The 11,555-nt window shown below is 51.7% G+C and carries 13 protein-coding genes; 4 read left to right on the forward strand and 9 right to left on the reverse strand.

The features are described from left to right. Nucleotides 1-9 precede the first annotated feature (9 nt). The 6 genes from dcyD to DFO52_RS04235 form a co-directional block, all read right to left on the reverse strand. Entirely contained in the window at nucleotides 10-996 is a 987-nt protein-coding gene (gene dcyD, locus DFO52_RS04210; protein ID WP_133549429.1) for a D-cysteine desulfhydrase, read from the reverse strand. Nucleotides 997-1,102: 106 nt separating this feature from the next. Beyond that, a complete protein-coding gene (gene tcyJ, locus DFO52_RS04215) occupies nucleotides 1,103-1,903 on the reverse strand; it encodes a cystine ABC transporter substrate-binding protein (protein WP_133549431.1) in 801 nt (266 codons plus the stop codon). Nucleotides 1,904-1,989: 86 nt separating this feature from the next. Next, entirely contained in the window at nucleotides 1,990-2,541 is a 552-nt protein-coding gene (gene fliZ, locus DFO52_RS04220; RefSeq protein ID WP_008500339.1) for a flagella biosynthesis regulatory protein FliZ, read from the reverse strand. A 54-nt stretch (nucleotides 2,542-2,595) separates the two neighbouring features. Then, entirely contained in the window at nucleotides 2,596-3,315 is a 720-nt protein-coding gene (locus DFO52_RS04225) for an RNA polymerase sigma factor FliA (RefSeq protein ID WP_014170714.1), read from the reverse strand. A gap of 129 nt (nucleotides 3,316-3,444) precedes the next feature. Next, the gene (gene fliB, locus DFO52_RS04230; protein WP_133549434.1) at nucleotides 3,445-4,650 is read right to left on the reverse strand and encodes a flagellin lysine-N-methylase; all 1,206 of its coding nucleotides are present in this window, start codon (nucleotides 4,648-4,650) and stop codon (nucleotides 3,445-3,447) included. A 62-nt stretch (nucleotides 4,651-4,712) separates the two neighbouring features. Next, nucleotides 4,713-5,537, reverse strand: a complete 825-nt coding sequence (locus DFO52_RS04235) for a flagellin (RefSeq protein WP_063143661.1) — start codon at nucleotides 5,535-5,537, stop codon at nucleotides 4,713-4,715. Nucleotides 5,538-5,938: 401 nt separating this feature from the next. Between DFO52_RS04235 and fliD the strand changes: the two genes are divergently transcribed. Genes fliD through amyA form a run of 4 tightly spaced genes read left to right on the forward strand, consistent with a single transcriptional unit; the run spans nucleotide 5,939 to nucleotide 9,708 of the window. Continuing rightward, nucleotides 5,939-7,363, forward strand: coding sequence for a flagellar filament capping protein FliD (gene fliD, locus DFO52_RS04240; protein WP_133549436.1), 1,425 nt, complete (start codon nucleotides 5,939-5,941; stop codon nucleotides 7,361-7,363). A 21-nt stretch (nucleotides 7,364-7,384) separates the two neighbouring features. Then, complete coding sequence (gene fliS / locus DFO52_RS04245; RefSeq protein WP_023312296.1) at nucleotides 7,385-7,789, forward strand: flagellar export chaperone FliS; 405 nt, start codon at nucleotides 7,385-7,387, stop codon at nucleotides 7,787-7,789. Nucleotides 7,790-7,794: 5 nt separating this feature from the next. Further along, nucleotides 7,795-8,169, forward strand: coding sequence for a flagella biosynthesis regulatory protein FliT (fliT, locus tag DFO52_RS04250; RefSeq protein WP_023312297.1), 375 nt, complete (start codon nucleotides 7,795-7,797; stop codon nucleotides 8,167-8,169). A gap of 51 nt (nucleotides 8,170-8,220) precedes the next feature. Beyond that, on the forward strand, nucleotides 8,221-9,708 hold the full coding sequence (gene amyA / locus DFO52_RS04255; protein WP_133549853.1) for an alpha-amylase: 1,488 nt from the start codon (nucleotides 8,221-8,223) through the stop codon (nucleotides 9,706-9,708). Between the two features lie 101 nt (nucleotides 9,709-9,809). Here amyA and yedD read toward each other — a convergent pair whose 3' ends face one another. The 3 genes from yedD to fliE all read right to left on the reverse strand — a co-directional run bounded on the left by yedD (nucleotide 9,810) and on the right by fliE (nucleotide 11,463). Next, nucleotides 9,810-10,223 carry a lipoprotein YedD gene (gene yedD, locus DFO52_RS04260; protein WP_133549438.1) on the reverse strand — a complete coding sequence of 138 codons (414 nt, stop codon included), beginning with the start codon at nucleotides 10,221-10,223 and terminating at the stop codon, nucleotides 9,810-9,812. A 173-nt stretch (nucleotides 10,224-10,396) separates the two neighbouring features. Beyond that, a complete protein-coding gene (locus tag DFO52_RS04265; protein ID WP_133549440.1) occupies nucleotides 10,397-10,909 on the reverse strand; it encodes a DUF4823 domain-containing protein in 513 nt (170 codons plus the stop codon). 239 nt (nucleotides 10,910-11,148) lie between these two features. Beyond that, on the reverse strand, nucleotides 11,149-11,463 hold the full coding sequence (gene fliE / locus DFO52_RS04270; protein WP_008500329.1) for a flagellar hook-basal body complex protein FliE: 315 nt from the start codon (nucleotides 11,461-11,463) through the stop codon (nucleotides 11,149-11,151). Nucleotides 11,464-11,555 lie beyond the last annotated feature (92 nt).

Below are 11,555 nucleotides of genomic sequence, written 5' to 3' on the forward strand. Positions count from 1 at the left end.
ACCTGATTTTTAGACATGAGGATGGTAGGCAAACAGCGCAGGCGCCCCGCCTGTATGGACAAATAAAATCGGCCCTTCATCCTTAAAGCGTTTCTGCGCAATGCCATCAATCAGTCCGGCCATCGCTTTGCCGGTATAGACCGGATCGAGCAGTATCCCCTCGAGGCGCGCCAGCAGCTTCACCGCTTCCATGCCCTCTTCGTTAGGCGTGCCGTAACCCGGCGCAAAATAGTCGTCCCAGAGCAGAATATCGGCCTTTGCCTTCAGCTCCAGCTGCTCGGCTACCGCCTGCTGTAAAGTGACCACTTTCGGCTTCTGCTCGGCGACGCTGCGGGACACCGTCACGCCAATCAGCTCGACGTCCGGCAGCAGTTGTTCCAGCCCCACCGCCAGCCCGGCATGCGTGCCCGCACTGCCGGACGCAACAACCACGGAGGAGAGGCTCACCGCGCCTTCGCACTGCTGCGCGATTTCCAGCGCACTCTCCACATATCCCAGCGCGCCCAGCGCGTTCGAACCGCCGACGGGGACAACGTAGGGGCGGAACCCCTGCGCTTCCAGACGCGTCGCCAGCTCGTCGAGCTGGGCGGTCGGGTCGGTCAATGCCTCCACCATTTCGACCTGCACGTTAAACAGGTCCAGCAGCAGGCGGTTGCCGTTGGTGAGATAGTTTTCTGCCCGCGTGCCAATCGGGTTTTCCAGCAATGCCACGCAGTGGAGCCCGAGCTTTGCCGCCACTGCCGCCGTCTGACGAACGTGGTTTGACTGGATAGCCCCGGCGGTAATGAGCGTATCCGCGCCTTCGCGCAGTGCATCAGCCGCCAGAAACTCCAGCTTGCGCAGCTTATTGCCCCCCATCGCCATCGGCGTCACGTCGTCACGCTTGATAAAAATATCGCGCCCTAAATAATCAGAAAATCGCGGCAGATACTCCAGCGGCGTCGGCGCGCCGATGAACTCCAGGCGGGGAAAGCGCGTTAAATTCTGTAGTGACATGGGTTCTCCGGTAACTCTGACAAAATGTGATATTTTTCATTATGCACGCAGACGCGAAAGAAATAAAAAAGGCGCTTTTAAAAGCGCCTTTTTTTACGGCAGAAACTTATTTCGTGACGTCTGCACCGAACCATTTCTCGGAGAGCGCCTTCAGGCTGCCGTCTTTTTGCATGTCAGCAATTGCGGAATCAATCGCATTGACCAGGTCTTCGTTACCTTTACGAACGGCAACGCCTGATTCCTGACGAGAGAACGCATCACCCGCTACCGCCAGGGTATTGTTGGTTTTCTTCACCAGATCCAGCGCGGCCAGGCGGTCAACCAGAATGGCGTCGATACGGCCCACGCGCAGATCCTGGTATTTCGTCGGGTCATCATCATAGGTGCGGATATCCACGCCCTGCACGTTCTGGCGCAGCCACTCTTCGTAGTTGGTACCCAGACCGACGCCGACTTTCTTCCCTTTCAGGTCCGCGGCAGTTTTGATTCCACCTTCGTTGCCTTTCTTCACCAGCGCCTGAATACCGGACACGGTGTACGGCGTAGAGAAGTCATATTTCTTCTTACGCTCGTCAGAAATGGTTACCTGATTAATCACCACATCAATACGTTTGGAATCCAGCGACGCCAGCATACCGTCCCATTTGGTTGGTTTCAGCGACGCTTTAACGCCGAGGTGCTTCGCCAGCTCTTCAGCAAACTCCACCTCAAAACCGGTCAGCTTACCGTCATCGCCCTGGAAGCTGAACGGAGGATAGGTCCCTTCCAGCCCGACCAGCAGCGTACCGCGCTCTTTTACTTTATTCAGCAGGTTTTCTGCGGCGAACGTTTTCACGCTCATACCCGCAACCAGCGCAACGGCCATAACACCCATCAGCGCCTGACGACCCAGAAGTGCAAATTTCATAAATACCCCGATATAGTGGAATTTTTACGTAGTGTAGAGAAATCGCCTGCAACGTCAAAGGCGACTGCGCTACATCTTATTCTTTTTTAATATATATCAGAAGTTGTTCCGGCGTGGGCTTTCTGCTTTATGGCACCCGGCATTTGTACCTTGTATTGAGCATACTTGCGCAGCGCAATTCGGTAGTTGTTGGTGCTGGTCGCAGGCAGCCACGGCTCCAGATTTTCATCCAGATAACCGGTTTTCAGCAGATCGCGAGAAATATTGTTTACGGTCAGATGTTGCCCAAGGCGGCGCAGGCGAACGACATATTCGCGAACGGTGCCGTGGCTCATCTCCGTTTGTTCAAACAGGAACTGCTTGAAGCCGATAATATCGAAGAAGTCGCTTTGCTCTTTGCAGTGGAGATCCCCACAGAAACGGCAAAGCGCCACCCACTCTTTTTGCTCTTCGAGCCATGCTGCTTCGTCCATCAACGTGTCGAGACGCGAAATCGCAATCTTATTGACGATTTCGCCCCGGCGAACCAGCGTGATACGATCGAGTAACTTGTTACAGTGGGCGCAATGCGTCTGGCTGTGTTTAAAGTCTTTCAGGTAGCGGCTTAAAGGCCGTCTTTTAGATTGCTGCACCGTCATGATAACTCCTGGTTGTCAATACGTTGTGCGGCATTTTCAAGGTGAATCAATCACCTATAACTTACCCAGCTTGGTTCGTAAGCGTTTAATGGCCTGGCTGTGCAGCTGGCTCACCCGCGACTCTCCCACCTCCAGAACAGCGCCAATCTCTTTGAGGTTAAGCTCTTCCTGGTAATAAAGGGTCAATACCAGCTGTTCGCGTTCAGGCAGAGCTTCAATAGCCTCCATGACGCGCTGGCGTAAATTCCCTTCCATTAAATGGTGTAACGGGTTTTCCTGCTGGTGCTCGTCCGTCACCAGCTCGATGCTATCGCCATGCTCTTCGCGCCACTCGTCATAAGAGAAGAGTTGGCTATTATTGGTATCGAGCAACATCTGACGATACTCTTCAACAGCAATGCCAAGACGTTCCGCCACTTCGGTTTCCGTTGCGTTACGTCCCAGTTCCTGTTCCAGCTGCCCCATCGCATGCGCCACTTCGCGCGCGTTGCGGCGAACACTGCGCGGCACCCAGTCGCGGCTGCGCAGCTCGTCCAGCATCGCACCACGAATACGCTGAACTGCGTAAGTCGTAAATGCCGTTCCTTGCAGAGCGTCGTATCGGTCAACTGCATTTAATAACCCGATACCGCCCGCCTGTAGCAGATCGTCGAGTTCCACGCTCGCCGGCAAGCGCACCTGGAGGCGCAATGCTTCGTGACGCACCAGCGGGACATAACGCTGCCACAGCGAGTGTTTATCCATTACACCTTCAGCGGTATAGAGTGAATTCACGATAAACAGCCCTGCGTTAGTTGAGTTATCGGCATGATTATCCGATTCTGCAGGGCGTTCAATTGGATGAAAAAGGGGGATAAAGTGAGGTTATTCTGAGGTTGCCCACAACAGGGGCAACTTTTCTGGCTAAATTAACAGTTGTAACAATGAAAGATCGTCGCCGAGTTTGACGCTATCTATATGTTGATGAAAGAGCTTTCCCGCTTCCTGATTATGCTGGCTAAGGGAGTGGAAGCTGTAAATAACATCAATAATATTATCTTGTTCAATTTTCCTCGCCACGATCGCCTGACCGGCAAGTAACGTTTTAAGGAAATAGAACTCCGCGACGATTAAATAAAGGTTATTCAACATGCTGCGGCCATTGTTCTGCGGGAAGCCCTGCTCCCACAGTTTGTATTTAAAAAAGTTCTTAAATAAATGGTCATTGGTCGCCAGGTAGCTGCCCGCCACATCGCGCCAGACGGACTCGATGTTCTCCATGACCTTCTCTGCCGGCACGGTGTCACCCGCAGACTCAAATTCTTGATAAAGTTGGGTAAAATAACGGTTTAATACCGCACCGCCGCGGGCTGTCGCTTTCTTCGTGAAGTAGCTCTGGATGAGCGAAATTAACGCGAATTTCAGGCTGTAGTTCTGATTAAATCCGCCTAATTCCGTTTTGATTTTACCGCTCACCAGCTCGTTAACCAGCGAGAAATAGACCGTTTCGAGCGTGCCGATATTCTCTTCGAGATTATCGAGCTTTTCAGCCACCATGAGGAATTTCACCACGGCGTAAACCTGTTCTTCAACGCTGACGCCCTCAACGCTGAAAATATTCTGGCAGAAGAGATTGATGACCTTTGCCTTCAAATCAATCATCGGCGCATTATTGACGTCCTGCTGGACGCTAATGGATTCCATCATCGACATAGACTCTCGATCGTTCAACAGAAGTCGGGTCACTTCCGGACACGAGAGGTTCAGCGATTTTTCGATTTCATTTTTATAGACCCGGTTTGTCCGCGGGAACGACGAACAGGTTGGGCTTAAGGCCTGGGCACCCATGGCGCTATGAATAGAACAGAGTTTTTCCGTATCCATAAACGGGCAGTTTTTACTTTCCGTATGGAAAATCACTTCGCCCCAGTTGCCATACTGCTTTTTGGTGACTTTTATCGCCGTTTTCGCCGTCTGACGAATGGCGGCATTTTTACTGTTCAGGTAGCGATTAACGGAGGATTTATCAAATGCGATGGTCCAGCCCTGACAACAATGTTCACGGCATTCCCCACCGACACATGAAAAATCTGCGACCAGCTTTGGTTGAGTGACACTGATTTGTTTCACAGGCGGATTCTCAAATAGCAGAGATAAAAAAACCCCGCCGAAGCGGGGTTTCACGCGTAATATTAACGCAGCAGAGACAGAACGGTCTGTGGAACCTGGTTTGCCTGAGACAGAACAGAAGTACCAGCCTGCTGCAGGATCTGCGCGCGGGACATGTTGGAAACTTCAGTTGCGTAGTCAGCGTCCTGGATACGGGACTGAGCAGCAGACAGGTTGTTAGAGGTGTTATTCAGGTTGTTGATTGCAGAAGTGAAACGGTTCTGCACAGCACCCAGACCAGAACGTGCTTTATCAACGGTAGCGATAGCTTTGTCGATGGTGCTCAGGTCGGTAGCGGTCATTGCTTTCAGGTCGATTGCGTTCACGCCCAGAGTAGTAGAGTCAGCTTTAGCGCCGCTCAGATCCAGGTTGATGGTGTCGCCGTCGTTAACGCCAACCTGAATTTTAACCACGCCAGCAGTACCTGCAGTGCCGTCCAGCAGTTTGATGCCGTTGAAGTCAGTTTTGCCCGCAACGCGGTCGATTTCAGCCAGACGAGCGGTAACTTCATCCTGCAGAGAAGCCAGGTCAGAGGTGCTGTTAGTACCAGTGCTTGCCTGAACAGCCAGTTCACGAACGCGCTGCAAGTTGTTGTTGATTTCGTTCAGGGAGCCTTCAGCGGTCTGCGCCATGGAGATACCGTCGTTGGCGTTACGCGCTGCCTGAGTCATGCCTTTGATCTGGGAGGTCATGCGGTTTGCAATCGCCTGGCCAGCAGCATCGTCTTTCGCGCTGTTAATACGCAGACCGGAAGACAGACGCTCAATAGCAGTACCCAGAGAAGACTGAGATTTGTTCAGGTTGTTCTGAGTAGTCAGGGACATCAGGTTAGTATTGATAACTGCCATAATTTTGTTTCCTTCAAAAATTGGGTTTTAGGTCCGGTGCCTAACACTCACAGCGTCTCTCACCGTCATCAAGGTTATCGACGGGTCCCCAAAAGACTTTAGAATCAATTTTCAAAAAATTACAACCAATTGATTATTAATGATTTTAATTTTAAAAAATCAATTAAGGTCCGTCAGGGGTTTATTATTTACGCTTTTTTAACGCACTAAGAGATGACAAAAAAGGCACACACTTATTCGTGTTTTTAATGCGCTGATAATGACACTAAAGTGCAATCCTTTCATTTACCCCGCCAGGATGCGTCTATTCTTTGGATTATTTTTTTCTCACCATCGTAAACTTTTACGCTGAGAGGCCGATAAGAGTCCTGAACTACTTTCGTATTTTAAGGAAAATATGCATGGCTACTATCAGTAACCTCGGGATAGGTTCTGCAGGACTCGGGGATTTATATAATCAGTTGGAAGCGGCAGAGAAAACCAAGCTGACGACGATTACTTCCCAGCAATCAACGTATAACGCACAGTTAAGCGCTTACGGCAAGCTGCAGAGCGCCATGACATCGCTGCAGACTGCGACCGCTGCACTGGGTAAAGCAACCACCTGGAACTCAACGTCCGTTAGCAGCACCAACACGGCCTTTACTGCTACGACAACGGCTGACGCGTCCGTGGGTTCCTTTGTTGTCAACGTTAACCAGGTTGCAAAGGCACAGGCGCTCACTACCGGCTCCTATGCTAACAACACGGATCTGCTGGGCGATACGACAGGTACAACGCGTAAAATCACCATCACCCAGCCGGGTACCAAAACGCCTTTAGAGGTGAACCTGGCAGATGGCGATACGTCGCTGGCCGGGATCGCGAGCGCCATTAATAAAGCGAACGGCAACGTCACCGCCAGCGTCATTAAAGCGAAAGACGGTGATTACCGCCTGATGCTGTCATCAAAAACCACCGGTACGGATGGTGCGATGACGGTAAGCGTTACCGGCGACGCCAAGCTGCAAAGCGCAATTGGCTACGATTCAAGCACCAAAACGGGCGCGCTGACGGTGAACACCGACGCGCAGAACGCGGTTGTGGTGGTGAACAACATCTCCATCGAGCGCCAGTCGAATACCATTACCGATGCGCTGCCTGGGGTCACCTTCTCGGTGAAGGCCGAAAGCAAAGCCGATGAAACTCTTGAGGTTTCACGCGCAACGGATGCAAACCAGAAGGCGATTACGGACTGGGTCACGGCGTACAACTCGCTGCAGTCCACCATTAACAGTCTGACGAAGTATGTTGCGGTCGATGCAGGCGCTGGCGGCCAGTCTACCAGCAACGGCGCGCTGGTCGGTGATGCGAACGTGCGCGGAGTTCAGTCTCAGCTGCGTGGCCTGCTAACCGAAGCACAAACCGGCTCGGTTCAGATCATGGCCCAGTTGGGGATTACCCAGGACCCGGTGAAAGGCGCGGACGGTACCGTCGGTAACCTGAAAGTCGATACCGATAAGCTGAAAAAAGTACTTACTGACAACCCTGGCGCCGTACAGCAGTATTTTGTTGGTGACGGGAAAACCACCGGTCTGGCCACCCAGATGAACAATACGCTGACCAATATGCTCAGCACCAGTACCGGTAACGCCGGGGTGATCCAGAACGCGAAAGACGGGATCAACAAAACGCTAAAAACCCTGGGCGAACGTTACGATGCCATGGATGCTCAAATTGAAGCCACCATGGCGCGTTACAAAACCCAGTTCACCAGTCTGGACGTATTAGTCACCAAAATGACCAGTACAGCCAACTACCTGACCCAACAGTTCTCACAAAAGTAGTCGTAGCCTTCAGGAGTGGATATGTATAAGACCTCTGGTGTTCAATCCTATCAGCAGATAGGAGTAGAAAGCGCAGTCATGAATGCCAGTCCACACCAGCTGATTGTCATGTTGTTCGACGGGGCGCATAGCGCCCTTGTTCGCGCGCGTTTGTTCATGGAAGCCGGACAAATTCGCGAGAAAGGCGAAGCCTTATCCAAAGCCATCAACATCATCGACAACGGTTTGAAAGCAGGACTGAACATGGAGGTTGAGAGCGAATTGTCCGGTAATCTTGCCTCCTTGTACGAATATATGGTTCGACGTTTGTTGCTGGCGAATGTCAGTAACGACGTAGACGCAATTGTTGAAGTCGAGGGTTTATTAAACAACATTGCGGATGCGTGGAAGCAAATCGGCCCCAATGCGTCCTCTATTTCAGGATAATTTTGATGAATAATCCCAGCGCAGCGCTTAGCCACTGGCAGGCGCTACATGCTCAGAGCATTGCTATGCTAAATCTCGCACATTCTGGTCAATGGGATGCGCTTATCGAGCAGGAAATGCATTACGTTCAACTGGTGGAAAAGATTTCTCAAACGCCCATCATGTCATGCCCTCCGGCTCAGGTTGAGCAAGCGCGTGCGCTGCTGGAAATGATCCTTGAAAATGAGAATGCGCTAAAGGCACTGCTGAAAGTCCGCATGGACGAACTGCGCAATCTGATTGATCAAACCGGTAAACAGCAATCCATCACGTCTACCTATGGAAAGCTGTCAGGGAATATTCTTTATCCAGAAAGTTTTACCCGCGACACACAACTATGATTTCTTCATCCATACTCCAGAAGTCTGCCAATGGCTTCTGGAGCAAGGATGATGAAAAACCCCACCCTGTTACAATGTTTTCACTGGTACTACCCTGCTGGCGGTGAATTGTGGCGAGAGGTCACGGCGTTAGCTCCCAATCTTAACGAAATCGGCATCAACATGATCTGGCTGCCGCCAGCCTGTAAAGGGGCATCCGGCGGGTATTCCGTCGGCTATGACACCTATGACCTGTTCGATCTTGGTGAGTTTGACCAGAAAGGCAGTATCGCCACGAAATACGGCGACAAGGCGCAGCTGCTGGAGGCCATAGATGCCCTCAAAAGCAACGACATTGCCGTGCTGCTGGACGTGGTGGTCAACCACAAAATGGGCGCCGATGAAAAAGAGCCCGTGCGCGTTCAGCGCGTGAACGAACAGGACCGCACGCAAATCGATGACGAGGTCATTGAATGCGAAGCCTGGACTCGCTACACCTTCCCTGCCCGGGCCGGGCAGTACTCACAGTTTATCTGGGACTACAAATGCTTCAGCGGCGTTGACCATATTGAAAACCCCGATGAAGACGGCATCTTTAAAATCGTCAACGACTACACCGGCGAAGGCTGGAACGATCAGGTTGATGATGAGATGGGTAACTTCGATTATCTGATGGGCGAAAATATCGATTTTCGCAATCACGCCGTGACCGAAGAGATCAAATACTGGGCCCGCTGGGTCATGGAACAGACGGGCTGCGACGGTTTTCGTCTGGACGCCGTCAAGCATATTCCCGCCTGGTTTTACAAAGAGTGGATTGAGCACGTCCAGGAAGTCGCCGACCAGCCGCTGTTTATCGTGGCGGAATACTGGTCCCATGAGGTGGATAAACTTCAGGCCTATATCGACCAGGTCGAAGGCAAAACCATGCTGTTTGATGCTCCCCTGCAGATGAAATTCCACGAGGCGTCACGTCAGGGCCAGGATTACGACATGAGCCAAATCTTCACCGGTACCCTGGTGGAAGCCGATCCGTTTCATGCGGTCACCCTCGTCGCGAACCATGACACTCAACCTCTGCAGGCGCTCGAAGCGCCGGTCGAGGCCTGGTTCAAGCCGCTGGCCTACGCGCTGATCCTGCTGCGTGAAAATGGCGTGCCGAGCGTCTTTTATCCGGATCTCTTCGGCGCCAGCTATGACGACACGGGAGGAGACGGTGAGACGTACCATATTGATATGCCGGTGATTGAGCAGCTTCACGAGCTGATCCTCGCGCGCCAGCGTTTTGCCCACGGCGTGCAAACGCTGTTTTTCGACCATCCAAACTGCATCGCCTTCAGCCGAAGCGGTACGGAAGACGATCCCGGCTGCGTGGTGGTGATGTCGAACGGGGATGATGGTGAAAAAGTGATTTGTCTTGGGGAAAACTACGGCAACAAAACGTGGCGGGATTTTCTCGGCAATCGCGAAGAAACCATCACCACGGCGGCGGATGGCGAAGGGACGTTTACCTGTAATGGGGGAAGCGTCAGCGTTTGGGTGATAGAGGATGCACTATAGAACGGGAAACGTGCGGCCTGATGCCCTCACCCGTCCCTCTCCCACAGGGAGAGGGCGCAAACACCAAAAACGGCAACGAGGTTGCCGTTTTGCGTTTACCCTTAGGGTAGCTTAGTCTCCAGCGGATTCTTGCTCAGGTAATCGGCACACTCAACCGTTGGACGGTCGACCTTCTGCAGCTCCAGCCCGTCATACTCAAGCGTCGAGCCATCGCGCTCCAGCGGATAGATATCCAGCTTACGCGTCACGTTGTAATAACTGTCTGAACGCAGCATGATTTTACCCGGCACGGCAATCACGCGCTGCCACTGACGGCAGTCCAGCGTATCGCCCTCTTCCGTCACCACCAGCGTGGCAATCGCCTTCGGGCTGACCATGTTGCTCTGCGGCCCTTTCGACTGCCAGTATCCCGCCAGATGCGCCGGGACAGGATGCTTGATCACGTCGTTATAGTTATCGACCTGAACGCACCCGGTCAGTGCCAGCAGCGCGCCAGCAATTGCTATTTTTTTCATCATCTTTCCTGCATTCGAAGAAAAAAATATTGTGGCATTAAAGCGCTGCGGCTGCCAGCGAAGATCGACAGGTCTGAAACTATACCTATCACGCACTCTCCTGAGGCTCCTGTCTACCACTTGCAGACAAAAACCCCGGTTATATGGGGTTTCGCAAGGAGTCTGAAGGATAACTAATACAGGCTAGAGACGAACATGTTTATCGGCTCCGGCAACAAATCCTGCGGGTGATCGCCACCGAAGGTAGCCCACTTGCTTTTGCCGTTGATAATGGTCGATGCAACCCGATTATTGGATTCAGCATTATAAACAGTGATTTTCACTTCAATCTTGTCAGGAATGCCAGACCACTCAGTTGCGCGATCTTCCCAATGCAGTATCTGCGGAACCACATAATATCCGCGGCTGATTGAATGGTTAGCTTTCAGACATGTAACATCATCACAGTCAGCAAAAACAGTAACATTATCGGAATGCCGTAAAAATGCCGCTTTTACAGCGTCGGCCGTTGCTCTGCCAGAACCTGAATATGTGTGAGTCTCATAAACGCCATCAGTTGGCTGAGAAATCACAACCGAGACATCTTTTACCAGGTGCTCTGTACGCTCCTGAATATTATTTGTGCTGTATTTAGCGGAACAACCTGCCAGTAAAATTGCGGAAGAAACCAGAAACGCTCTTTTCACTTTTCTATCCCTGTAAAATAAAGGAGTTACATTTTATCAGGGCAGTCCCGGTGAAACATAAATCTGCATCATGAAGACGTAACATAACGCGAGATATGAACCAGAGAGTTCGGTTCTGAAAGGCAAATGAACAGATGAGGCACCTGTCCAGAACCAAAACGAAGAGGATTTGCCCCGCTCATGCCCCACATAGTGGGTAGGGGCGGTTATTAATTATAAATATCATTAGGTTATATAACCTAAACCTGCATGCCCATCACTTCCTGATACGCCGACACCAGCTTGTTACGCACCTGGATCCCCATCTGCAGGGAAACCGAGGCTTTTTGCAAATCGGTCATCACATCATTCAGCGCCACGCCCGGCTCACCGAGGGTGAACTTTTCTGCCTGAGTACGCGCGGCGGTCTGGGTATCACTGATACGGTCAAGAGCGGCATGCAGTTGCCCTGCGAAGCTGATGCTCGGCTGCTGATCTGCCACATTCTGATTACGGGCCGTCATCGCCGTTGCCTGCAACTGACTGATTACCCCTTCAATGCCCTGTATAGCCATGACTCTCCCCTGGATGGTTTTTTACGCGGTCAAGACTAACAGCTTGTCAATAAGATAATGGCGGTAAATAGCATGAAAAAACCAGGTTATTT

This window comes from Enterobacter sp. AG326 (assembly GCF_004362415.1).
Taxonomy (GTDB): domain Bacteria; phylum Pseudomonadota; class Gammaproteobacteria; order Enterobacterales; family Enterobacteriaceae; genus Enterobacter; species Enterobacter asburiae.